Raw genomic sequence first — 23,024 nt, 5'->3', positions numbered from 1 at the left:
GAGGACGCGCCACCGGGCCTGAAAACCCCCGTGGAGCGCCGCAGCCCCGTACGGCTTTGCACGGATGAGGGGCCGGAAGCCGGAGAATCCTTGTCATGAAGCGGTTCGGCAAACAGGCTTTATGGTTGACATGAAGGTAGGGGGCCGTAGGATGCTGGCAGAAAGCTATCACCCGAAGAGAGATCATATGAATACTTCCCAGACGATAGGCGTGCTGCTGGCCGCAGGCGCAATCCTTCTGCCTTCCTGTGAAACGGAACGCGTGAATGAACGCCCCATCGGCATTTATCCTACGGAAAATGTCTATCCGTCCGGCTCCGGCGCCATGGGCGCCCAGGGCAGCAGCCTGTTGAATGAGATTCAGCGTGAAAATTCTCTGGATCCGGTAGCGGGTCAGAATTCCGGCTTCAATCCGGATCCGGCCCAGACCAATTCCGGCACCATCGGCAACATGGTGGGGGGCACCAACAATATCACGCCTCCGCCGCCCGTTGCGCCCAAGCCTGTCGTTCCCAATCCCGTGAGTGACTCTGCCAATTCCGGCATTGCCGCTCCCAGGCCCGTGGAGCCCTCCACTGCCTCCTCCATTCCCGTGGCGTGGCCCACGGCGGACCCCACGGTGGTGGTCAGCCCGTATGACCGCACCAAGAAGATCAAGATTCTGAACCGGGGCACCAACAAGCCCTACCCTTCCGGTACCGTCCTGCGGGACACCAACTTCCCGAACGAGATCAAGAAGTTCCGCGTGCCCTGATGCGGCCGCCGCGAAAAGATGATGCCCGCGCCCCTGAACATGCTGTATGTTCCGGGGCGCTGGTGTATTCTACCCCCTGTGAAACCATGAGCGAAGCTTCCAGAAAACAGCTTTCCTTTTCCTCCGTAGCCATTCTCGGCCCCGGCCTTCTGGGCGGTTCCCTGGCGCTTGCCGTCAGGAAGCAGCTGCCGCATGTCCACGTGCGCCTGTGGGGCAGGAGGGAGGAGCCGCTGGAATATGCCCGCTCTTCCGGAGCCGCCCATGCCGCCTCCACCCGGTTGGAAGAGGTGGTGGAAGGCGCGGACCTGGTCGTGCTGGCTACCCCGGTGGGCGTGATGTCCCGCCTCGTTTCCGGAATGCTCCCCCTGCTGAAACCGGGCGTGCTGGTGACGGACGTGGGTTCCGTGAAGGGCTGCGTCCACCAGTCCGTGGGTTCCGCTCTGACGGAAACCGGCGTGGCGTTTATCGGCTCCCATCCCATGGCCGGTTCTGAAAAGCAGGGCATGGAGCATGCCTCCGGGGAGCTTTTCCGGGACGCCACGTGCATTCTGACCAATGACGAGCACGTGCATGAAGACATGCTGCTACTGCTCCAGCGGTTCTGGGAGCGCGTGGGCTGCCACTGCATCCGCATGAAAGCGGCGGACCATGATTCTTCCGTAGCCCGCATTTCCCATATCCCGCATGCCTTGTCCGCCCTGTGCGTCCACACCGCCCTGGACGGGGGGGATGTGAAGCTGCTGGGGCTGGTGTCCGCCGGCGGTTTTCGCGACACCACCCGCGTTTCCATGGGGGAACCGTCCATGTGGGCGGAAATCCTGACGGAGAATGCCCCCGCCGTCCTGGACCGGCTGGACGAAGCCCTGTCCCAGTTGGGGGAGGTGCGGAACCGGCTGGCCTCCGGAGACAAGGAGGCGCTGCGGGAATGGCTGAAGGCCGCGGCGGAGAGCCGGGCGCAGGCTCTTGGCCTGTGAGAGGCGCCGGGGGCGTTTTGCTGCCGGATGTGCCTTTGCAGGAAGGGAAAGGAACGGCCTGTTATCAAATTGTTAATAATCCGGGATGGACGGCCCGATGTTCCGTTTTATACTTGCCCCATGCGTTTATCCAACATGAATACCCCGCGCCGCCGTCGCCAGGGGCGCGGTTTGCACCGTGCCGCCGCCATTGGGAGCCTGCTTGTCCTCGGGCAGTCCGCCTATGCCGAGACTAAACCCGCCGCCGCAGAGGAGGGCGTGCAGGAAATGCCGGAACGCGTGATGACCATCCGTTCCAAGTCCCTGCGGGCGGAGACGGTCAGTTCCGCCACCCTCACGAACATGAAGACGGAAGAAGTTCCGCAAACGGTAAACGTTATTACGCGGGATCTGATGGATTCCAAGGGTTCCGATTCCCTGGTGGAGGCCCTGCGCATGGATTCCTCCGTCAATACGGGAGGGGACATGCTGCTGTCCCGCACGGCGGACCAGTACACCATCCGCGGTTTTGCCGGCACCGATGTGCAGATAGGCAACATGCCTCTTCCCCGCGGCATGGGATACGGCATGGATACGTCCCTGATAGAAAATATTGAAATTGTCAAAGGCCCCATCGGGTCCATTTCCGGCGGCCAGACCAGTACGCTCGGAGCATACGGCGCCGGCGGTTCCATTAACCTGATCCTGAAGGCGCCTGATTTTGAGGAACGGACGGAGTTGACGGCTTACGCCCGTCTTTCCCATCACGGGCAGAAGTACCGCGTAACTATTGACGACACCCGGTACAGGGGTGATGAAACGGACGGTTTTGCCCTGCGCACGGTGGTAGCCGCCGAGTATGAACGCCCGTTCTGGCTGAGCAACGGAGCCAACGGTGGCCAGAAGTACACGGTTTCCCCCATTTTCCGCTGGCAGCATGATTCCCGTACCAAGACGGTGCTGACGACCAGTTTCCAGTACCAGAATTCGCCGACGACGATGGGCATCCCCGTGCTGGGCGGCCACTTTGTGGGGCCGTATGACGCCTGGTACGGTTCTCCGAGCGGAAGGCTCAATTCCAAATCCCTGCTGGCGATGCTGGATTTCGAGCGCAAGCTGGAGAAGGTCTGGACAATCCGCATCGGCGGCGGCATGGGGTACAGCGATGTGGACTACAATGTCTGGGGCATTTCTTCTTCCGCCGGACGCGGAATGAGCACGGAGGATTATTACAACCAGATGATTGCTTCCGGAAAGGCCAAATACGAAGCCGCGTGGAGCGACGAGTGGAACATCAACTGGAATTTCTATTCCAACGCGCTGGCGGAGTTCAAGACCGGACAGGTGGAGCATGAAGCCCTGATGGGCGTTTCCTACACGGGGAGCAGCACCTATGGCGACGGTTCCAGCCTGGTGACGAACGCTACCGCGAACACGAACGGCTATTTCTCCCTGTACAATCCTCCGCCCTTTTTCCCCGCCGGGCGCGACTATTCCGGAGCCAATGCGACGGATACCGTGGTTCAGCGGGCGGGCGTCCTGCTGCAGGATGTCCTTAGCTACGGACAGTGGCGTTTCCTGGCCGGCGTGCGCGGGGACGCGCATTTCAGCCTGGACAACAATTACGCGTTTGCGTGGAGCCCTCGTTTCGGAATTACCCGCATGTTCGGTGAGCGCGTAGCTCTGTTCGCCAATGCGGCCCGTACTTCCGCCCCCAATTTCGGGTATCTGGATGAAAACGGGAAGGAACTGACCGATTCCTGGCGTACGGACCAGATGGAATTCGGCTTCCGGGTCAGCCCGGTGGACAAGGTGTGGTTCTCCGCTTCCTGGTTTGACATCATCCAGAATAACACTCCCGTAGCCATAGACGGATATACCAACCGGTACTATTCGGACGGCTCCAAGAGGGCGGAAGGCGTGGAACTTTCCCTGAACGGGGAAATCACCAAGAACTGGAGTTCCTACCTTTCCTACACCTACACCCGCACCAAGAACCGGACCTCCGGGGAAGTGTATCCCACCATCGCTCCGAATGCGCTGGCCCTCTGGCAGAAATACCGCATTGACGGCGGCCTGCTGAACGGCACGGTGCTGGGCCTGGGCTACCGCTGCAAGGATTCCTACTATGCCACGTTCCGCGGTGCAAAGATTGCGGATAATTATACCATACCTTCCTACAGCGTGTTTGACTTCACGGTGGAAATCCCCCTGCCGGAAACCAAATGGCTGAAGGATGCCACCCTGAGGCTGGCCGTATACAACATTTTCGACAAGAAATACGTGCAGTCCACCCGCCACGCCGTGCAGTGCACGGTGGGAGAGCCCCGCACGTTTGAAGTAGGCGTGAAGACTACCTTCTAACCATTCCTTCCAGCCATGAGTTCCCCCGTCATTTCCGTCACCCGCCTCAAGCGCAGCTTCAAGTCCGGTTCCGAGGACATAGCCGTGCTGAAAGACATCAGCCTTACCGTGAACCAGGGAGAGTTCGTCGCCGTCATGGGCGCGAGCGGCTCCGGAAAAAGCACCCTGCTGAACGTGCTGGGGGGGCTGCTGCCTCCGGATTCCGGCACGGTGACGGTGGATGGGCTGGACCTCGGCTCCATGTCTGATGCCGCCCTGACAGTGTACCGGCGCGACCGCGTGGGGTTCATCTTCCAGATGTTCAACCTGGTGGGAACCCTGAACGTGGAGGAAAACATCCTGCTGCCCTCCCTGGCGGGGGGCAAAAAAGTGGCCTCTTCCACTCTGGACGCCATGATTGAAAAAGTGGGGCTGTCCCACCGCCGGCACGCCATGCCGGATACGCTCAGCGGCGGGGAACAGCAGCGGGTGGCGATTGCCCGTGCGCTGGTTTCCGGCCCGGCGCTGGTGCTGGCGGATGAACCCACGGGCAATCTGGATTCTGAAAACACCCGGCTCATGGGGGACCTGTTCCGGGATTTGCACCGTACGCAGGGCTGCGCCTTCGTGCTGGTGACGCATGCGCCGGACGTAGCCATGTGGGCGGACCGCGTGATTGTGCTCAAGGACGGCCGCATCGTGGACGACAGGCCCACGGCGGAATTTGCCGGACCTGTAGAATTGTCCTCCTTCTATGAACGCACGCTGAATGACGCCTTATGACGCTGCTGTTCAAACTGATTTGGCGGGACCTGCGCGCCAACCCCGGCCGTGTGGCGGTCAGCGTGTTCGCCATCCTCGTCTCCGTCAGCCTCATTGTCTGGATGATGGGGAGCTATGATACGCTGGTCAAGGAGTTCGATAACGACGCGGAGGCCTACATGGGCAGCTATGACCTTTGCCTGGTGCCGGAGGCGCCCAAAGGGCCGCTTCCCCCCGGGCAGTACCCGCGGTTCAGTGATCCGGATCTGGCCGCGCGCCTGGCTGCCTCCCCCCTGGTGGAATCCGTGAACGCCGCCTGCCAGGTGCCCCGCCTCCAGATCGGCTGCGGGAATGAACGCGGCAGCTTTGACGAGCAGACGCGCGACCGCATGGGGATTCCTCCGCAGAGTCCCATCCTGGTGGGGAACCATGCCGTGGAATGTCCTTATGATTTGAAGGAAGGCGTCTGGCCGGATATGGCTTCCTCCTCCGCCATGGAGGGGGTGCTGGGCAGCGGAAGCGCCAAGTATTTCAGCGCGGGCGTGGGAACCGTCATGAACGTGCGCGTGGGAACGCACGTGTACGACGTGAAGGTCGTGGGCATCGTCAAGCAGGCCAAAGCTACTCCCGGCGTCATTATGGGACCGGGCGGCATGTCCGGACCGGCTTTTTCCTCCCTCTTTGTGCCCGTAAAGGTGTGTGAAAAAATCACGGGCCAGCCTTTTGCCCCCAATTTGATTTACGTTCAGCTCAAGGAAGGGGTGGACAAAAAGGAGTTTGTGGACGGCCTCCGGCAGGAGCTGGCCCAGGCCTCCGCCGTGGTGGCGGATACGGATTCCATTATCCAGCGGCTTTCCAGCGACCGTTCCGTCCGTTCCCAAAAGGAGAGTGCGGAGATGTCCGTCTGGCTCGTCCTGTTCTCCTGCGTCTTCATCATTTTCACGACCCTGAGCATCGGCGTCAGCGAGCGCACCCGCAGACTGGCCCTGATGCGTGCGCTGGGGATGAGCCGCATGCAGATCGCGCTGCTGATTGTGGGAGAGGGGCTTTTCCTGTGCATTCCGGCGCTGCTGGGCGGCCTGGCCGCCGGCTTTTGCCTGGTGTACCTTCTGGAGGAAGGTTCTTCCTCGGTCCCCGTCCTGACCTGGACGACGGTGCTGGCTGCCGCCGCGTGCGCCGTGGGGGGGGCCTTGCTGGCTTCCATCATTCCCGCATGGCGCGCTTCCCGCCAGTCTCCGCTGGAAGCGGCCGTGCCCTCTTCCGGATTCATCGGGAAAGTGAGCCGCGTTCCCGTGTGGTCCGTGATCGCCGGGCTGGCGTGCGTGTGCCTCCAGCCTGCGGCCCTGCTTCTGCCGGGCCTGGAGGTGGAGACGCGCAAGTGGATCTTTTTCTGGCTGGGGTATCCCGGCCTGGTGGCCGGTGCGCTGTTCCTGGCTCCCGCCTTCGTGCGCGTGACGGAGTGGGCCGGGTCATGGATCACGGGGCTGCTGCTGCGCGTGCCGCATTCTTTCCTGAAAGTGCAGCTCAGCCGCAACCTCAGCCGTTCCGTGGGAACCGCCGTATCCATGTCCGTGGGCCTGTCCCTCTTTGTAGGGGTGCAGACGTGGGGATATTCCATGCTGGTTCCCTTCTCTCCGGATACGTCCACGCCCGGAACGCTGGTTTCCTTCCTGCATACGGAGTTCAAGCCTGCGGACGTTCCGGAGCTGATGGCGCGGCCCAGCCTGCGTAATTCGCGGATGTATCCCATTTACGTGGATGAACCGGACATTGCCCCGGCGCAGATGAAGACCCCAGGTTTTTCCGGAATGCGCAACCGCTCCATCGTGCTGGCCGGCATTCCCGTGGCGGAGATGGCTCAGGGAAGCCATCCCCTGTTCAGGCCCGTGTTCGTTTCCGGCAACCCGCAGGAAGCCTATGCCATGCTGGAATCCACCCGTTCCCTGCTGATTCCGGATACCTTTGCCCGGACGGTGGGGCTGAAGGCCGGGGATGACCTGATGCTGGTGAATCCGTCCCATCAGGGGCGCCGTTCCGGGAATGCTCCGTCTGCCGGAGCTCACGGACGGGGCAGAGGCCCCGGCATGCAGGGGGAACTCTGGAAGGTGGCGGGAGTCGTCTCCTTCCCCGGCTGGCACTGGCTGACCAAGACCAGCGGCATGCGCGTGCGCCGCGGCGGCTTTGTGGCGGCCCTGGCGATTGCCGATGAACGCTGGCTCAAGGAGGAATACGGCCATCAGGGGTTCCAGTTCATCTGGGGGGACACCGCCCCCGGGGTAAGCAACCTGGAGCTCCAGAACGACCTGGGGGAATACGCCCTGATGAAGGTGAGGCAGCAGGAGAACGAAGGGGAAGGCGTGAAGCCGCTGGTGAAGGCCCTGACCCGGGAAAGCCTGGGGGGGAGCGTCACCAGCCGCGGTGACGACGTGATCTTTACGATGAGCAAGCTTCCCATCATCATGATGGTGATTGCCGTGCTGGCCGTGCTCAATACTGTTCTGGCCTCCGTGCAGTCCCGCCGCCGGGAATTCGGTCTGATGCGGGCGGTAGGAGTGCCGGCCGCCATGGTGATGCGGATGCTCTGGGCGGAGACGCTGATGGTCTCCCTGTGCGCCGTCGTCATGAGCCTGGCCCTGGGCGTGCTGGGAGCCTGGTGCTCCATCCAGATTCTGGAATACGGCTATCACTTCGGCATCGTCACTCCTCCCATCACGATGCCCTGGGCCCATCTGGGGTATGCGGTGCTTCTGGTGCTGGCCCTTTCCTCCCTGGCGTGCCTTCTGCCTGCGTGGCGCATGAAGCGCGCGTCTGTGACGGACTTGCTTTCCGTCCGGGAGGGGTAGGGGCCTTCTGGATTATATTTGTCGAAAAAAGTATTGATTGCTGAAAATTAAGCAAATAGGATCAGCTGTATACTTTAGAATGAAATATTTTTACCATGACCGGAATGGAGAATTGCATGGTCCTGCTGAACTGGATTTTCTGGCCTGTGAGGTAAAATGGGGCGGTCTGCCTGATCATTTGATGATCCGTCCAGTAGATGGTGAAGAATGGGTTGCCCTGGCGGAGGCAGTGAAAAGGGAAACGGGAACCGGATTTTATCCGAACGTGATGTCTGTTCCGCCGGAAGAGGTAGCCGGTCTGTCGTTTTGGAAGCGTCTCCGGTATTATTATCGGAGATCATGGAGAATGGCATTCGTCTTTTCCGGACGCGCTTCCCGGCGGGAATGCCTGTCCGTTTTCCTGTCCATGACGCTGGCGGATTGCCTGGGGCTGGCGGTTGCCCAGATTCTGCTGGGGCTTGCTCTTCCTCCCCTGATGCCGGGAATCGACGTGTTTTCCTGTTTGTTCTTCATCTTCCTGCTCTTGAGATTGTTGCTGGGGTTGCTAATTGTCCTTCAATTCTTTGCCTTGTGTTGGAGAAGGCTTCATGACTTGTCCCTGGCGGGCGGTTGGTCGTTTGTTCTTCCTTTTGTCCTTCTGGCTGGCAGTTTGCCGGTAGAATGGTTGTTTGGTCGTTTGTTCCAGTCTGATGCGTGGGGAATGTTCATGGCACATGCAGGAAAGGCCGGAGTAATGGCGGCAGGAGGAATGGGAGTGGCCGTTTTCGTGTTGTCCGGAACCTGGGTTGTTGCGCTGCTGGGCCTGTTTCCCGGTACGAAGAAGGAAAATCAATACGGTCATCCCCCGGAGGTATGACCGTTCCGTTTCCCGGACAGAGAAGAACCGGGGATTTTTCCCTTCGCCGGAAAGGGAGGATAATATCGACAAACCCCGTAATGCGTGTTTGACTGAAAGGGCTTTCCCGTGAACCTGTCTTCTTCCAGTCCTGGTCCTTTTTCTGAAAGGAAGTTCAGCTTGCCTGAATGGATGGCGGCAAGATGGAGGTGGCTGTTTTCTTGGTCCGGCCGCATTTCCAGCGCCTCATATTTATACGCGTGGCTGTTTTATGGCGCGTGCATGGGGACGCTGGTTTTTTCAGGATATTGGGCCGCGGTGAATGGGAGTATTCATCCGCGTTTTATGGTAACGGCTGAGCATGGAATAAACCTGGCGTGTTTGAGTGCGGCCATGCTTGTTCCATGCCTGGGACTTGTTTTTCGCAGGCTCCGTGATCTTGATCTGGGCCTCCTCTGGGCGGTTCCCGTTTACGCGGCTTCCTTGGGATGTGCGGAGACGGGCTTTTATCATGTGTACGGATGGGCGCGGGCTGCGGCGGGAGGGAATGCCTCCCTTTTAATTTGCGGCGCCATGTTTTTCTGCATGTTTCTGTTTTGTGCCGTGGCGCCGCTTGCGCTGGGATGTGTTCCCGGCAACAGCCGGTCCGGCATTTCCGGGCGAACCGGGGAAAGAACGGAAGGAAAGGAGTGATTGTGAAACGTTATTATTACCATACGCCGGATGGGGAATTGCATGGGCCGTCCGATTTTGATTTCCTGGTTAGGGAAGTCCGCTATGCCGGATTACCGCTGGGACTGATGGTCAGGGAGGAGCGTTCGGAAGACTGGATATGGATAGGAGACATTCCGGGAGCTCCGCCGGAATGGAAGTTGCTCAAGGAGCGGTATTCCGGAACCGGGGAATGGATGAAAGTGGGCAAAATATGGAAATGCGGCAGAAGAAGTCGTTTTAAGTGGTTTTTTTCCCTGCTGGTGATGCAGTCCCGTTCCTCGCGCCGGGAAGCGGCTGTTACCTACGGCGCACTTCTGGCGTCTGCTCCTCTCGTCTGGATAGTTTGTTTTTGTGGAGCCTGCGATGTTTTTGAACCTCTTCCTTTTGGGATGCTTTTTGCTCTTCTGTCGGGGTTGTTGCTGTTGTTTTTCTTCTTGTTTTGCTTCATTGCGCTGGGCGTCAGACGTTTTCATGATGCCGGGCTGGATGGGGGCTGGTTGGCGATCGTCTGGCCGGTATGGATAGCAGTCCTGATTTGTTCTTTTAAGGGAAAGTTTCTGGCAATGTCCTTTTGCTGGGATCTTGTAGGGGGAATATTTACGGGCATAGCTGTCTTGACTGCTCCCGTCCTGTTCAGTCTTTTGCTGCCGGAGCAAAAGCGCAAAAACATCTATGGAGAGCCTTCCTGGAATAGAAAATAAGTGCATGAAAAAGAAAATAGAAATCGCTTCCTGGCCGCGAAGGTCCCATTACGAGTATTTCCAGACGTTTGAATGTCCCATGTTTTCCATCACGTCTCCCGTGCGGGTGGATGCCTTGTACCGTTATGCGAAACAGGAGGGGATTTCCTTTTTCGCCCTGTGCCTGTTTGTGCTGTTGAAGGCGGTGAATAAGATTCCCCAACTGCGCCAGAGGGTGGAGGAAGGAGAGGTGTGGGAATATGAATCCGTGGACGCCCTGGTTCCGGTGCTGGCGGCGGATGGGGAATTCACCCAGATTTTAGTAGAGTACCGGGCGGAGCTGGCTGATTTTCTGGAGCATGCCGTTCCGCTCATTCAGGCGGCCAAGCAGGCTCCGGCCCGGGCGAATCCCTGCCATCGGACGGATATTGCCGTGTTCAGCTGCCTGCCGTGGATTCCATTTACGCAGGTGGCCAGCGCCTACAGGGTGTTCCGGGGGCAGTACCTTCCCCTCATCCATTGGGGGAAGATGGAGGCGGACGTTTCCGGCAGGCTGATGATGCCCGTGGCCATTCAGGCGAACCATGTGCTGGTGGACGGGGTCCATGTTGGTAATTTTTATAAAAATATTGATTGTTTTTGTTGCGGGTTTTAGGCTGGGACGCATGGCTTCCCTGTTGCCCCTTCCGGCGATTACCGGTCTCTGCTTTCCTACAGAAAGGCGGAGCAGATTTATGATCTGACCTATTATTTTTGTAAGGCGTACTTGTCTTCTCGCGACAGGACGGTTGATCAGATGGTTCAGGCTGCCCGTTCCGGAAAGCAGAATATTGCGGAGGGAAAGGAGGCGGGGCTGGTCTCCATGGAAACGGAAATCAAGCTGATGAATGTAGCCAGAGCCAGTCTGGATGAATTACTGAGTGATTATGAAGACTTTTTGAGAGTGAGAGGCTTTCCCGTGTGGGAAAAGGATTCACGAGAGTCCCTTTTTGTCAGAAAGAAGGGTGCGGATAAATGTCTGGCCCGGGATTATTTTTTGGAACTGGCCCGGACAAGGCAGCCGGAGGTGGTGGCCAATATGGCCATTTGCCTGATTTTCCAGGCCAAGTATTTATTAATGCGGCAGCTCAGGTTTTTGGAGGGGAAGTTTCTTAGAGAAGGGGGGATGAGGGAAAGAATGAGCCGGATGAGAAGGGATAGGGGTGATAGGGGTGATAGGGGTGATAGGGGTGATAGGGGTGATAGGGGTGATAGGGGTGATAGGGGTGATAGGGGTGATAGGGGTGATAGGGGTGATAGGGGTGATAGGGGTGATAGGGGTGATAGGGGTGATAGGGGTGATAGGGGTGATAGGGGTGATGATGGGAATTCCCTATAATCCCTAAAGTTTCCTGTGAGCCCCATAGGCCCTATTCTTCTTCCAAGGTTTTACTGATTCCCGGCCAGGCATCCCGGACAGTTCTGGACTGAGTACCCCGGAGATATTTCCACCAGCTCCGGCTCCCGGTCCGTCAGGCAGAGTTCCGGGTTTCCGAGGGTGTTTCTGGGGCGGAAGCTGCATCCGCAAGGTTCCTGCATCATGTTGGGGGGCAGTCCGGGAATGGTGTAGAGGGGAGAGCCTTTCGCATGGAGTCCGGGAATGGATTTCATCAGGGCCCTGGTGTAGGCGTGCCGGGGATGTTCCAAAAGCTCCCGCGCCGGGGCGCTTTCAACAATGCGGCCTGCGTACATGACGTTGATGCGGTCCGCATATTGGCGCACCACGCCGAGGTCATGCGTGATGAGGATGACGGAGGTGCCCATGTCCTGCTGAAGTTTTCTGATGAGGTCAAGCACCTGCTTCTGCACGGTGACGTCAAGGGCAGTAGTGGGCTCGTCCGCAATGAGGATTTCCGGCCTGGTGATGAGGGCCATGGCGATCATGACGCGCTGGCGCATGCCTCCGGAGAATTGATGGGGATAGGCGTCCATGCGCTGTTCCGCGTCCGGTATTCCTACCAGGGCAAGCTGTTCCAGCGCGCGGTCGCGCGCCTCTTTTTTGCCGGCTCCCTCATGAATGACGAGGGGTTCCGCCACCTGCTCCCCGATGGTCAGGTACGGGTTGAGGGAGGACATGGGATCCTGGAAGATCATGGAGATGCGCTTGCCGCGGATGGAACGGAGTTCCTTTTCCGGACAATGAAGCAGGTCCGTGCCGTCCAGCATGGCGGAACCGCTTTCAATGCGGCCCGGAGGCATTGGGATGAGCCCCATCATGGAGTAGCAGGTGACGGATTTTCCGGATCCGGATTCCCCCACGATGCCGAGCGTTTCCCCCGGCGCCACGTCAAAGGACACGTTTCTCACCGCCCGGACGATGCCGGCCCTGGTGTGGAAGGAGGCGCTGAGGTTCCTGACGGAGAGCATGCGGAGAAGGCGGGATTGTCAGTCATTGCGCACGCGCGAGCGGGCAGAGAAGATGACCGGGATGCCGGGAGCGGGGTAGGCTTCCCTGATTTTGTTGCGCAGGTACTGGGAGTAGCTGTCCGTGAGCAGGTTCTTGTCATTGACGAAGAGGACGTAGCGCGGGACGGGAATGGTGTTGTACTTGGGGTCCACCGCCGTGGTGACGTAGTAGATTTTCAGTCTTCTGGTGGAGCCGCTGGCGGTGCCGGGAGGGTTCATCTGCTGGGCAAGCTGGATGAGGCGGTTGAGCTGTCCGGTGGTGGGCAGGTTACGGGATTCCCGGCGGATGCGCGTGATGACCTTGAAGATGATTTCCACGCCCTCCGCTTTTTTTGCGGAGGTGGCGATGAAGGGCGCATAGTTGATGAAGAAGAGTTCCCTGCGCACCTGTTCCTCCACTTCCGCCATGCGGTCCTTGCGCGGGGCATTCGGGTGGAAGAGGTCGAATTTGTTCACGATGATGATGCAGGGTTTCCCTTCCTCCGCAATGATGCCGGCGATACGGCGGTCCTGCTGCGTGATGCCTGCCGCAATGTCAATGACCAGCAGGCAGATGTCCGCCCGGCGGATGGCTTTTTCACTGCGCATGGCGGAAAAGACTTCCACGGAGGTGTTCCGCCGGGAGCGCGGGCGCATGCCGGCGGTGTCGATCAGCACGTAGGGCTGGCCGTCGTGCAGGTAGGGGACGTCAATGGCGTCGCGGGTGGTGCCCGCCACGTCGGAGACGATGGTGCGCTTGTCCCGGAGGATGGCGTTGACCAGGGAGGATTTGCCCGCGTTGGGGCGTCCAACGACGGCCACCTTGATGGGGGGGGCGGCGTCCTCCCCGTCTTCCGGTTCTTCCTCCAGTTCTTCTTTCAGCGGGGCGCCCTCCTGTTTGAGGAAGTCGTCCAGCCGGGAGGCGAGTTCGGAGAAGCCCCTGCCGTGGGCGGCGGAGAGAAAGATATGGTCGTCAAAGCCAAGTCCGGCGAATTCGCCCAGGTTCAGGTCCTGCTTTTCATGGTCCGCCTTGTTGAGCAGGAGGATGACGGGAACGTCCGACTTGCGGAGGTGGTCCGCAATGCTCTGGTCAATGGGGGTGAGGTGGTCCCGGCAGTCCAGCACGAAGAGGATGAGGTCCGCCGTTTTCATGGCTATGTCCGCCTCTGCCGCCACCTGTTCCGCAAAGCCGTCGCTCAGGCGCGCGCCGATGCCGCCCGTATCCATGATTTTACAGGCGCGGTCCGTAATCTTGCAGGGGGCGGAGAGCCGGTCGCGAGTGACGCCGGGTTCATCATGCACGATGGCGATGCGCCTTCCGGCCATTCTGTTGAAGATGGCGGATTTCCCGACATTGGGCCTGCCTACGATGGCGATGGTGGGGACGTGCTGCATGCGCGCCATGTTACCCGAAGGGCCGGAGCTGTGAAAGCTAATTCCGCGCCAACGGCGGGCGCTTCCGCCGGGGGCTTATCCCTTGTGCCTGGCCTGATTGTGAAGGTACAGCGCCACGGCGATCGTGATGACGTTGGGAAGCCATAGCAGGATGTAGGGGAGCATCGTGTCGCTTTTCCGGGACAGGTCCGCAAAGATCAGGGCCACAAAGTAGAGGGAGGCGATCAGGATGCCCAGGGCAAATCCCGTGGAGGTGTCTTTTCTGCGGGTGTTGATGGCCAGGGGCACGCCAATGAGGGCAAAGACGATGCAGGCCAGGGAGAAGGAGGCGCGCCTGGGCAGTTCCGTGGCGAATTCCGTGGTCTGTTTTTTATCCAGATAGCCGGGCGTGTTCAGGGCTTCCCTGATTTCCCGGTTGGTGAAGCGGTTGGCCTTGATGCGCCGGGAGCGGGATTTGTCCAGGTTGATGCTCAGGGGCATTTCATCCATGGTCACGCTTTGGGAGATGGAGTCCTTTTCCTGCGTGGTGATGAGCGGATTGATGAGGTGCAGGTAAAGGGTTTTTTTCTCGGGAGAGAAGTCCATGGTCACGCGTTCCGAGTGCATGGCCACGGCGGGGGATTTGTCGTCCGCCTTCTGATAGATGTGCATGCCGTGGATGACGTCGTCCACGCGCTTGTCAATGTAGATTTCCAGATTATCGAATTTGGTGATGGCCTGTCCTTCATTGAGAAGCCCCTTCGGGTTGATGGAGGCGGCCTTGATGAGCAGTTCGGAAATGGATTGCTTGGCGCGGGGCGCGATGTCTATGTTGATCCAGTAGCAGAGGCCGGAGAGGGCGATGCCGATGGCGATGGCGGGGGCGCTCAGACGCCACAGGCTCATGCCGGACATGCGCATGGAGGTGAGTTCGTTGTCCGAGGCCAGGCGTCCGTATACCAGCAGCACGGCCGTCAGGAATCCCCATGGAATGGAGAACATCAGCGAGAAGGGTATTACCTGGAAGATGAATTCCAGAACGATGCTGATGGGCGCCTTGTTTTCCACCAGAAGGGGGCGCAGTTCCTTGAACAGGTTGCCCAGGAGCAGCAGGGCGCTCAGGGCCATCACCCCCAGGGCCGTAACACCCAGCAGCTGGCGGGCAATGTATCTGTCAAAGATCTTCATGCAGTAAAACCGTGCCGGAGATTTTGCCCGAAGGCCGCGGACAAGTCAATCACGCGCACGGAACAATCCGTATCCTTCCCCGGAGGGAAGGAGGAGTTGGATGGGAGGATGGAAGTCCGTGCGGCTGGTGAAAAAGGATGCGGCATGTTGTTCAGTTTTCTTTTTGTTCCAGGCTGCCGAGCAGTTTTTCCCGCTGCGGGGGAAGCTTGCCGAAGTGGGATTTCAGAATGACGTGCGCCGGAATGCCGGGATGCGCGATGCCGTGCAGCCGCGCGAGTTCCTGTTCAAAGTGCAGGACGGCGCGGAGGGTGGGGTCGTTGTTTTCCAGATAGGCGTATGCCCGTTGCAGGAGGTCGTAGAATTCCGGGATGGGCGTGTCCGGCTCCAGCATTTGGAGAAACAGGCGCGCGAAGTAGCCTGCTGCGCTGAGCCGGAGGTAGCTTTTCCGGAGGGGCAGGCGGGGGGAGAGCAGGTCTGCGGAAGTCAGGGAGTGCAGGTCTCCCGTTTTTGCCTGCGTCCACTGCATGCGGCACTGGTAGAAGAGGTCCAGGCGCCCGGCAAAGGGGCTGTTGGGCTTTCTGGCGCTTTTGGCCGCCGTTCTGATGATGCCTTCCTCCGTGCACCAGACGACAATCAGGCCGTTCTCTCCGAGGGGATAGAGCTTCAGGACCGTCGCTTCCGCATTCATCAGCGGCGTTTTTCCAGCCCTGTTTTAGCCGGTTGTTCCGTTGGGACGGTCTGCCCGTAGGGGGAGGGCAGGATGCCGGCTTCCGTCATGGCGTCCGTAAAGGCCTGGATGGCGCTGGTGCCTCCGTGGATGCGGATGGCGGAAAGGAGCTGTTCCTGGGCGGCGTCCTTGTCTCCTCCCATGAATTTGATGATGGCCTGGGTGCAGTAGTAGTACGGCGTGTCGTCCATCGGGCCGTACAGGTTTTCCAGTTCCTTGGCCAGGGGCCGGTTGTCCAGCTTGCGGGCGCAGATATAGCGCTTGAATTGCAGCAGGGGAGTCATGCCGGGATTGTCCTTGAAGGGAGGCAGAAGCTCCGTGAAGGCTTTCAGCGCCCTGGCATAGTCATGATTGACGTAGTGCGCTTCCGCCAGGTTGAACTGAATGGTGAGGTTGGAGGGATCCAGCTTCTGGGCCTTTTCAAAGTTTTCCAGGGCCTTTTCAATGTTGCGGATTTCAATGTAGCATGCGCCGCGGAGATTGTATAAGCCCGGGTTTCCTGCATAAAGCTTTTCCAGCTCCGTCAGGGAGAAGAGGCATTCCATGGTTCTCTTCTGCGCAAAGAGCTGTTCCGCCTTGCGGAATTGGTCAATGTAGCTTTTTCTGGTTGCTTCCGGCAGGCTGTTGAATTCCTGAATCCACGCCGGGGACGGAGGTTCCGGCGGTGTTTGCTGCGCGGAGGCGGGGAGAAGGGCAAGCGTCAGGGCTGCCAGTAGGAAGGTGCATGCTTTCATGGATGGGTCAGGAATTCAGGTGGGGAATGATTTTTTGTAGCGCGGCTTCCGCCGTGAGTCCATATTTTTTTCTGAGGATGGGTTCCGAACCGTGTTCGATGAACTGGTCCGGCCATGCGATGGCTTCCACGGGCGTGGTGACGCCTCCGGCTTCCAGGGATTCAAGCACGGCGGAGTTGAAGCCGCCGCTGATGGAATGGTCTTCAAAGGTGCAGACCACCCGGCTGGAGGCCGCATGCCGGCGGATGCATTCGTCATCCAAAGGCTTGATGAAGCGGGCGTTGATGAGGGTGACCGTGTGACCCTGCGCTTCCAGCAGCGCTGCCGTCTCCCGGGCGATGCCGATCATGGTGCCCAGGGAAACGAGGGTCACGTCCTTCCCCGTCTGGAGCACTTCCGCCTTGCCGATGGGGAGGATTTCCGGCGTGGAGGGAAGGGGGACCCCGGCGCCGCAGCCCCGGGGATAGCGGATGACGGTGGGGCCGTTCTGGTAATGGTTCATGGTCCGGAGCATGTGGACGAATTCCGCTTCATCCTTGGGTTGCATGAAGACGATGTTCGGGATGCTGCGGATCATGGCGATGTCAAACAGGCCGTGATGCGTGGGGCCGTCGTCCGGGGAGAGCCCGGCGCGGTCCATGCAGAAGCGCACGGGCAGCTTTTGTAGCGCGGCGTCATGCTGGATCATGTCAATGCAGCGCTGCATGAAGGTGGAGTAAATGGCGATGTAGGGCTTCATGCCTTCCGCCGCCAGCCCGCACGCAAAGAGGGCTCCGTGTTCTTCCGCAATGCCTACGTCAAAGTAGCGCTTGGGGAAGGCTTCCTTGAACAGGTCCAGCTTGGTGCCGCTGGCCATGGCGGCCGTGATGGCCGTGACGGATTCGTCCTCGTGCGCCATTTCCACCAGCGTGGAACCGAAGATGTGGGAGAAGGTGGGGGTGGCGGTTGCCTGCGTTTCGCCGTCCCGCACGCAGTAGGAGCCCAGGCCGTGGAATTTGGTGGGGTTGTCCAGTGCGGGCTGGTAGCCTTTCCCCTTCTGGGTGACCACGTGCAGGATAACGGGTTCGTTGAGGTCCTTGATGTAGGAAAGGGTGCGGATGAGGGTGGGGATGTCGTGCCCGTCCAGGGGGCCGAAGTAGCGCAAGCCGAATTTATTGAAGAGCAGGGAGGGGAAGATGAGGTTCTTGGTGGTGCCTTCCAGCTTGAAGGCGAAGTCCCTGGCCTGCGTGCCTCCCAGCTTTTCAATGAAGGAGGCTGTCTTGTCCCTCAGCCAGGAGAAGGTTTCCGAGGTTTGCAGGGAGTTGAAGTATTTTGCCAGCGCGCCCACGTTTTTATCAATGGCCCATTCATTGTCGTTCAGAATGGTGATGTAGCGCTTGGTGGTCTGGCTGATGTTGTTCAGCGCCTCCAGGGTGGTGCCGCAGGTGAACGCCGCATCCCCGGCTACGGCTACTACATGGTAGTCCTCCCCTTTCAGATCCCTGGCCGCGCACATGCCCAGGGCGGCGGAAAGCGCCGTGCCCGCGTGGCCTGCGCCGTAGGCGTCATGGGGGGATTCCGACATTTTGGCAAAGCCGGAGAGCCCTTCATGCTGGCGGATGGTGTGAATCAGCGGGGCGCGCCCCGTGAGCATTTTATGGACGTAGGCCTGGTGGGAAACGTCAAAGATGATTTTGTCCCGCGGTGTTTCAAAGACGCGGTGAAGGGCAATGCTCAGTTCCACCACGCCCAGGTTGGGGCCCAGATGGCCGCCGGTGAGGGAAAGGGAGTGGATGAGGGTGTTCCGGATTTCTTCCGCGAGCCGGGGCAGTTCCGATTCAGGGATTTTCATCAGGTCTGCATGGCTGCGGATGCTTGCCAGCAGCTCCGGAAGTTCAGGTAAGGGAGAATTCATTGCTGTCTGGTTCATCGGGATCCGTTCCATCCTGGACGGTCTCCGGGTTGCTGAGGGTTTGGATGCGCAGTTCCGCATCATGAAGGATGCCGCGGCAGTGGCGGATGAGCTTGTTGCCTTCTTCCACCAGGGCTATCATGTCTTCCAGTTCGGTGACGGGGGCTTCCGTCAAGCGTATGATTTCTTCCAGGCGGGCTACGGATTCTTCAAATCCGGGAGCGTTTTTCCGTTGTTTGGCCATATGGGGAATTAAGGTTGAGGGGTGGAAGCGGTTTCCTGAAGGTCTTTGTAAAGAATCATGTCCGCTCCCTGGATGAATTGGCGGGAGTCCGGCGTCCCAAAGCGTTGCGACAAGGGGTAGAGCGCACGGCTGTGGTCAAAGAGGTATACGGGATTCCTGTCCTTCGTCTGAAGCAGGACGGTGCCTTCCAGAACGAGGGGGGTGAATTCCCCGTAGGAGGCGGCAATGGTGCGGAGGTCCGCATTGAGCGTGGATGAGGGAGTCACCAGGATGCTGCCCACCTTCCCGCCGTGGAATTTCAGAATGCGTTCCAGCACCATGAATTGCTCCACCATTTTGGGGAGGCCGATGGCTTTCCTGTCTGCGTACCAGCCGACGGCGGACGGCTGGTCCGTGAGGATGAAATCCTTTTCCGACGTCTGGGCGCGAAGGTCCCGGTTGAGGCCTGGGGGGAAATAAGGGGGCCATGCCGGAATGCCGCGGCTGGCCGTCAGGATGCCCACCCGCACCATCTGGGGAAGGCTGAGCAGAAGGGGGAGGGAAGTGATGAGCAGGGCGAGCAGCAGGACGCCGCCCCGCAGGACGGGGACTACCTCCTTGTTGGAGTGCCGTGCGATCAGGTTGAGGACGAAGGCCGTGCCGTAGGCCGTGAAGAAGGGGGCGAAGAGGATTTGAATCTGTCCCAGGGAAATACCGGATTTGTTGGAGGTGTAAAGGGCCATGCCGATGACGGCGGGCACCCACATGGCGAAGACGCCCCATTTGGCCTGGTTGACTTCTGGCCTTCTGAATTTGTGCAGGAGGGCCAGCAGGAACACCATGGCCAGGGGAAGGTTCCCGAGGTTTTCATAAAGGAGGTCGCCCTGCGTCAGGATGTTGTTGACGATAGAGGTGACGGCTTTCTGGGCGGCGATGGGAATGTCCCCGGCGGCCAGGGAGTTCATCGCGATTTCTTCATTGCCGGTCAGCCCCGTGAAGATGGTGTAATAGGCCGTTCCGAAGAAGCCTCCGCTGAGGGAGCGGTTGATGTAAACGGGGTAGGCCAGGAGGAGGAACAGGATCACAAGTCCCGGAATGCAGTACAGGCCGTGAGGCTTGAAGCGGATGCCCACGAAAATCAGAAAGCCGGCCATGGGCCACAGGCCGATCCAGCCGGTGAGGCAGACGCATGAAAAACAGATGGAGCTGTAAATGAGCGGCATCAGGAATTTACGCTTCTCCTCCCTGTTTTGCAGGGCCGTGGACAGGAAATGGATGCCCCAGGCAAAGAAGAAGAGCATCATCATCTGCGGGAGGCCGCTGGTGGCGTATTGCAGGAAGAGGTTGCTGAGAATCATCGTCAGGCAGGTGAAGCTGGCGATGGTGACGTCAAACATTTGGTGGAGGATGTAATAGCAGCTCAGGACAGCCAGGATGAAGAACATGCAGGAAATGCCCGCCACGATGCGGTCCGGCAGGTAGATCATGGAGCTACCCGTCATGCTCCACAGGTCAAACTTGTGGACGCCGGCCACCTTGAAGACGGCGGCTTCCACCAGGATGTTCAGAGGGGCGTTGCGTGTGTCCCGGAGGGCGTAGGGATTGAATTTTTCCGGATTGACGAGGGATTCCCCCTGTCCCGCCAGAATGGTTTCCTGTTCGCGGATCTGGGCGTCGGAAAGAAAGGGGTTGAGGCCGGCGCGGGTGCTCCCGGAGACCATCTGGATGGGTCTCAGCCAGTTGGTGGCCATCCCCTGTCCCCTGGCCACGTTCCGGGCGATCTGGGCCTGGTCCATGGCGGCGCTGGCGGTCAGTCCGTTAAAATTGAAAAAGTACTGCACACCCGTAATCGCCAGCAGCAGGATGAGGATGATAATAAACGGTGTGCGGGATGCCGTGGTGGGCGCATTCATGAAGGTTGAATATCTTGTAATTTGCGTTGAAGGGTGCGGCGGCTGATGCCCAGAAGGTGGGCTGCCGCCGTTCTGTTGCCGTTTGACCGGGCCAGCGCTTGTTGGATGGCATTCCGCTCCAGCAAGGATAAATTCAAAACCCCTGCCGGGACAAGCCCATTCTGTGTGCTGGGGGCATTGTCCTCCAACTGTTCCTGCGCCATGCTCCCCAGGGCGGCCGGCTGCTGCTGCGCGTGCAGCCGGGGTGGGAGGTGGGAAAGTTCTATGCTGGCGGAGTTGCTCATGACGACGCCGTGCTCCATGGCTGTGCGCAGCTCCCGCACGTTTCCGGGCCAGGAGTAGTTCCGTACGGCGTCAAGGGCGTCCCGGGAAAGGGGTTTGAATTCCTTGTTATTCTCCCTGGCGAATTCTTTCAGGAAGGCGGTGGCGAGCAGGGGCACGTCCTCCCGCCGGTCCCGGAGGGGGGGCATCTGGATGTGGACCACGTTGAGGCGGAAATAGAGGTCTTCCCGGAATTTGCCCTCCTGGACGAGTTTCTTCAGTGATTTGTTGGTGGCGGCAATAATGCGCACATTCACCGGGATGGGCGTGTTGGAGCCTACGCGTTCAATGGTCCGTTCGGACAGCACCCTCAGCAGGCGGACCTGCGTTCCGGCGTCTATTTCCCCGATTTCATCCAGGAAGATGGTGCCGCCGTCCGCCTGTTCAAAGCGGCCGATGCGGCGCTGCCCGGCTCCGGTGAAGGAGCCTTTTTCATGGCCGAACAGCTCGCTTTCCAATAACTGGGGGGAAAGGGCCGCGCAGTTGACGGCCACGAATTTATTCTCCGGCCTGCCGGAAAGGGAATGGATGGCCTGGGCCACCAGTTCCTTCCCGGTTCCGCTTTCCCCTTCAATCAGCACCGTCGTCTTGCTGGGCGCCACCTGGCGGATGATGGAGAACACGTGTTCCATGGCGGCGGACCGTCCGAGCAGTTTTTGCAGGCCGGAGTCCGCCTGGATGCGGGTGGTGAGCTCCTGGTTGGCCGTCTCCAGGTTCCGGGTATGGAGCGCCCTTTTGAGCACCAGCTCCACGGCATCCAGGTTCAGGGGCTTTGTGACGAAGTCGTACGCGCCCTGTTTCATGGCTTCCACGGCGGCGTCCACGGATCCGTAGGCGGTCATCATGATGCTCTGGGGGGGATGGGGCAGAGAAGCCGCGGCTTTCAGCACGTCCATGCCGCTTTCCCCGCCCAGCCGCAGGTCCGTCAGGACCAGGTCCGGGGATTCCTCCCGCAGGAGAGTGACGGCCTGGGAAAGATTGGCGGCGGTGTACACTTCGTAATCGTCCTGAAAGCCCATGCGCAGGGCGTCGCGCGTGGGTTTTTCATCATCTACGATCAGCAGAACGGGCATCTTCATGACGGGATGGAGGAGGGCAGGAGCCTGATGGTGCGTTCCACGCGCGGCAGGAAGACCGTGATGGTGGTTCCCTGCCCCGGCTGGCTGGCCAGGGTAATGGAGCCGCCGTGTTCCTTCACGATGCGGCGCACGATGAGCAGGCCCAGGCCGGAGCCGGTGGACTTGGTGGTCAGGAAAGGTTCATAAATGCTGCCCATGACTTCCGGGGAAATGCCGCAGCCGGTATCCGCCACGGTGACGAACACGCTGTCATCCGTATAACCGCTTTTAACCAGAATGGTGCCTCCCTCCGGCGGGATGGACTGGTAGGCGTTTTTGATCAGGTTGTAGAAGACCTGCTTGATCTGGACGGGGTCCAGGCTGAGGATGGGGAGGCTGGGCTGGAGGTCCGTGTTGATCTGGATGCCGCGCTGGCGGATTTCCGGCTCCAGCAGTTTCAGGACCTCCATGATGATGGTTTCAATGTTGTGGGGTTCCCGGATGGGCTTGGTGGGGCGGATGGCCTGGAGGAATTGTTTCAGAATGACGTCCAGCCGCGTGGTTTCGCTCTCTGCCGTTTTCAGCAGTTCTTCCATGTCCGTCCGGTACTCCGCGGGCAGTTGTTTTGCCTTCCGGGCCAGGAGCTGGAGATGAAGGCCGATGGAGTTGAGGGGGTTGCCTATTTCATGGGCCACCCCCGCGGCCAGCAGCGTGAGGGCGTTCAGGCGTTCCGCCTCGATGTTCTCCGCGTTTTTCTTCTGCCGGGGCGTTTCATCCCGTATCAGGATCAGATGGCCCTGGTTCCTGCCGCCGATGGGGGAGATGAAAATGTTCAGGAATTTGTGCTCCGGATAAAAAATCTCCACGTCCCGGGAAACGGCGGTCCGGCTCTGCTGGATGGTGTCCCAGGTGCAGTCCCTGCCCAGGAAGATGCAGAAGTCTTCCGGCGTGATCTGGCCGCGTTCCTTGTCAAGGAGCTTGAGGGCGGCCTGGTTGACAAACAGGATTTTTCCCTTGCTGTCCAGCAGGATCAGACCTTCCTGGATGGCTTCAAACACCTGCTGGAAAAAACCCTGCTGTTCTGCCAGCTTTACAAAGAAACGCTGGAGGTCCTCTTCCTTGATATGGTCAATGCGGCCGATCAGCTTATCGATGGTGTCTTTCTTCATGGCGGCGTTTCCGTCCGGGCTCGCCCCTATATATAAAGAGAGGGATGTCACAAATCAAGCTGATGTGACATATTGTCACGCATTTGCGGCTGGACATGCTTCCGGGAAAGGAGGCAGG

General features: G+C 59.5%; 20 protein-coding genes. 10 read left to right on the top strand and 10 right to left on the bottom strand.

The features are described from left to right. The first annotated feature begins 187 nt into the window (after window positions 1–187). From J5W70_RS01785 to J5W70_RS01740, 10 genes are all read left to right on the top strand, one after another. On the top strand, window positions 188–754 hold the full coding sequence (locus J5W70_RS01785; RefSeq protein ID WP_102721878.1) for a hypothetical protein: 567 nt from the start codon (window positions 188–190) through the stop codon (window positions 752–754). 86 nt (window positions 755–840) lie between these two features. Further along, a complete protein-coding gene (locus J5W70_RS01780; RefSeq protein WP_022397761.1) occupies window positions 841–1,728 on the top strand; it encodes a prephenate dehydrogenase in 888 nt (295 codons plus the stop codon). Between the two features lie 120 nt (window positions 1,729–1,848). Next, window positions 1,849–4,071, top strand: coding sequence for a TonB-dependent receptor (locus tag J5W70_RS01775; RefSeq protein ID WP_180973239.1), 2,223 nt, complete (start codon window positions 1,849–1,851; stop codon window positions 4,069–4,071). Between the two features lie 15 nt (window positions 4,072–4,086). Then, window positions 4,087–4,833 carry an ABC transporter ATP-binding protein gene (locus tag J5W70_RS01770; RefSeq protein WP_022397764.1) on the top strand — a complete coding sequence of 249 codons (747 nt, stop codon included), beginning with the start codon at window positions 4,087–4,089 and terminating at the stop codon, window positions 4,831–4,833. After that, window positions 4,830–7,655: an ABC transporter permease gene (locus J5W70_RS01765; RefSeq protein ID WP_022397765.1), complete on the top strand. Its 2,826-nt coding sequence runs from the start codon at window positions 4,830–4,832 to the stop codon at window positions 7,653–7,655. The genes J5W70_RS01770 and J5W70_RS01765 overlap by 4 nt, the downstream gene beginning before the upstream one ends. 37 nt (window positions 7,656–7,692) lie before the next feature. Next, a complete protein-coding gene (locus tag J5W70_RS01760) occupies window positions 7,693–8,511 on the top strand; it encodes a DUF805 domain-containing protein (RefSeq protein ID WP_146019504.1) in 819 nt (272 codons plus the stop codon). 171 nt (window positions 8,512–8,682) lie between these two features. After that, the gene (locus J5W70_RS13000; RefSeq protein WP_215833038.1) at window positions 8,683–9,183 is read left to right on the top strand and encodes a DUF805 domain-containing protein; all 501 of its coding nucleotides are present in this window, start codon (window positions 8,683–8,685) and stop codon (window positions 9,181–9,183) included. Continuing rightward, window positions 9,180–9,905 carry a DUF805 domain-containing protein gene (locus tag J5W70_RS01750; RefSeq protein ID WP_215832889.1) on the top strand — a complete coding sequence of 242 codons (726 nt, stop codon included), beginning with the start codon at window positions 9,180–9,182 and terminating at the stop codon, window positions 9,903–9,905. The genes J5W70_RS13000 and J5W70_RS01750 overlap by 4 nt, the downstream gene beginning before the upstream one ends. Before the next feature lie 4 nt (window positions 9,906–9,909). Continuing rightward, window positions 9,910–10,539 (top strand): CatA-like O-acetyltransferase, encoded by a 630-nt coding sequence (locus J5W70_RS01745; protein WP_022397768.1) that lies wholly within the window; start codon window positions 9,910–9,912, stop codon window positions 10,537–10,539. A gap of 48 nt (window positions 10,540–10,587) precedes the next feature. Beyond that, complete coding sequence (locus J5W70_RS01740) at window positions 10,588–11,262, top strand: four helix bundle suffix domain-containing protein (RefSeq protein WP_257228533.1); 675 nt, start codon at window positions 10,588–10,590, stop codon at window positions 11,260–11,262. Window positions 11,263–11,312: 50 nt separating this feature from the next. Here the strand turns inward: J5W70_RS01740 and J5W70_RS01735 are convergent, their stop codons facing one another. From J5W70_RS01735 to J5W70_RS01690, 10 genes are all read right to left on the bottom strand, one after another. Next, window positions 11,313–12,290: an ABC transporter ATP-binding protein gene (locus tag J5W70_RS01735; protein WP_022397770.1), complete on the bottom strand. Its 978-nt coding sequence runs from the start codon at window positions 12,288–12,290 to the stop codon at window positions 11,313–11,315. A gap of 18 nt (window positions 12,291–12,308) precedes the next feature. Continuing rightward, the gene (gene der, locus J5W70_RS01730) at window positions 12,309–13,703 is read right to left on the bottom strand and encodes a ribosome biogenesis GTPase Der (protein WP_215832887.1); all 1,395 of its coding nucleotides are present in this window, start codon (window positions 13,701–13,703) and stop codon (window positions 12,309–12,311) included. A gap of 75 nt (window positions 13,704–13,778) precedes the next feature. Beyond that, the gene (locus tag J5W70_RS01725; RefSeq protein ID WP_022397772.1) at window positions 13,779–14,870 is read right to left on the bottom strand and encodes an LptF/LptG family permease; all 1,092 of its coding nucleotides are present in this window, start codon (window positions 14,868–14,870) and stop codon (window positions 13,779–13,781) included. Window positions 14,871–15,021: 151 nt separating this feature from the next. Further along, a complete protein-coding gene (recO, locus tag J5W70_RS01720; protein ID WP_022397773.1) occupies window positions 15,022–15,558 on the bottom strand; it encodes a DNA repair protein RecO in 537 nt (178 codons plus the stop codon). Continuing rightward, the gene (locus J5W70_RS01715) at window positions 15,558–16,331 is read right to left on the bottom strand and encodes a tetratricopeptide repeat protein (RefSeq protein ID WP_022397774.1); all 774 of its coding nucleotides are present in this window, start codon (window positions 16,329–16,331) and stop codon (window positions 15,558–15,560) included. Before J5W70_RS01715 ends, recO begins: the two co-directional genes overlap by 1 nt. Before the next feature lie 7 nt (window positions 16,332–16,338). Then, window positions 16,339–18,225: a 1-deoxy-D-xylulose-5-phosphate synthase gene (gene dxs / locus J5W70_RS01710; RefSeq protein ID WP_102727666.1), complete on the bottom strand. Its 1,887-nt coding sequence runs from the start codon at window positions 18,223–18,225 to the stop codon at window positions 16,339–16,341. Continuing rightward, window positions 18,206–18,466 (bottom strand): exodeoxyribonuclease VII small subunit, encoded by a 261-nt coding sequence (xseB, locus tag J5W70_RS01705; protein WP_022397776.1) that lies wholly within the window; start codon window positions 18,464–18,466, stop codon window positions 18,206–18,208. The genes dxs and xseB overlap by 20 nt, the downstream gene beginning before the upstream one ends. An 8-nt stretch (window positions 18,467–18,474) precedes the next feature. Continuing rightward, complete coding sequence (locus tag J5W70_RS01700; RefSeq protein ID WP_022397777.1) at window positions 18,475–20,358, bottom strand: hypothetical protein; 1,884 nt, start codon at window positions 20,356–20,358, stop codon at window positions 18,475–18,477. Further along, the gene (locus J5W70_RS01695; protein WP_022397778.1) at window positions 20,355–21,758 is read right to left on the bottom strand and encodes a sigma-54-dependent transcriptional regulator; all 1,404 of its coding nucleotides are present in this window, start codon (window positions 21,756–21,758) and stop codon (window positions 20,355–20,357) included. Before J5W70_RS01695 ends, J5W70_RS01700 begins: the two co-directional genes overlap by 4 nt. Then, window positions 21,755–22,906: a sensor histidine kinase gene (locus J5W70_RS01690; RefSeq protein ID WP_022397779.1), complete on the bottom strand. Its 1,152-nt coding sequence runs from the start codon at window positions 22,904–22,906 to the stop codon at window positions 21,755–21,757. Before J5W70_RS01690 ends, J5W70_RS01695 begins: the two co-directional genes overlap by 4 nt. Window positions 22,907–23,024 lie beyond the last annotated feature (118 nt).

The organism is Akkermansia massiliensis (assembly GCF_018847375.1).
GTDB classification, from domain to species: domain Bacteria; phylum Verrucomicrobiota; class Verrucomicrobiia; order Verrucomicrobiales; family Akkermansiaceae; genus Akkermansia; species Akkermansia massiliensis.
The sequence above is the reverse complement of the archived record's forward strand: the minus strand, read 5'-3'. Positions and strand labels throughout refer to the sequence as shown.

Coding starts and splice junctions, on each gene's coding strand:
- J5W70_RS01785 (WP_102721878.1), top strand. CDS start 188: ATGAATACTTCCCAGACGATAGGCGTGCTGCTGGCCGCAGGCGCAATC.
- J5W70_RS01780 (WP_022397761.1), top strand. CDS start 841: ATGAGCGAAGCTTCCAGAAAACAGCTTTCCTTTTCCTCCGTAGCCATT.
- J5W70_RS01775 (WP_180973239.1), top strand. CDS start 1,849: ATGCGTTTATCCAACATGAATACCCCGCGCCGCCGTCGCCAGGGGCGC.
- J5W70_RS01770 (WP_022397764.1), top strand. CDS start 4,087: ATGAGTTCCCCCGTCATTTCCGTCACCCGCCTCAAGCGCAGCTTCAAG.
- J5W70_RS01765 (WP_022397765.1), top strand. CDS start 4,830: ATGACGCTGCTGTTCAAACTGATTTGGCGGGACCTGCGCGCCAACCCC.
- J5W70_RS13000 (WP_215833038.1), top strand. CDS start 8,683: ATGGCGGCAAGATGGAGGTGGCTGTTTTCTTGGTCCGGCCGCATTTCC.
- J5W70_RS01745 (WP_022397768.1), top strand. CDS start 9,910: ATGAAAAAGAAAATAGAAATCGCTTCCTGGCCGCGAAGGTCCCATTAC.
- J5W70_RS01735 (WP_022397770.1), bottom strand. CDS start 12,290: ATGCTCTCCGTCAGGAACCTCAGCGCCTCCTTCCACACCAGGGCCGGC.
- der (WP_215832887.1), bottom strand. CDS start 13,703: ATGCAGCACGTCCCCACCATCGCCATCGTAGGCAGGCCCAATGTCGGG.
- J5W70_RS01725 (WP_022397772.1), bottom strand. CDS start 14,870: ATGAAGATCTTTGACAGATACATTGCCCGCCAGCTGCTGGGTGTTACG.
- recO (WP_022397773.1), bottom strand. CDS start 15,558: ATGAATGCGGAAGCGACGGTCCTGAAGCTCTATCCCCTCGGAGAGAAC.
- J5W70_RS01715 (WP_022397774.1), bottom strand. CDS start 16,331: ATGAAAGCATGCACCTTCCTACTGGCAGCCCTGACGCTTGCCCTTCTC.
- dxs (WP_102727666.1), bottom strand. CDS start 18,225: ATGAATTCTCCCTTACCTGAACTTCCGGAGCTGCTGGCAAGCATCCGC.
- xseB (WP_022397776.1), bottom strand. CDS start 18,466: ATGGCCAAACAACGGAAAAACGCTCCCGGATTTGAAGAATCCGTAGCC.
- J5W70_RS01700 (WP_022397777.1), bottom strand. CDS start 20,358: ATGAATGCGCCCACCACGGCATCCCGCACACCGTTTATTATCATCCTC.
- J5W70_RS01695 (WP_022397778.1), bottom strand. CDS start 21,758: ATGAAGATGCCCGTTCTGCTGATCGTAGATGATGAAAAACCCACGCGC.
- J5W70_RS01690 (WP_022397779.1), bottom strand. CDS start 22,906: ATGAAGAAAGACACCATCGATAAGCTGATCGGCCGCATTGACCATATC.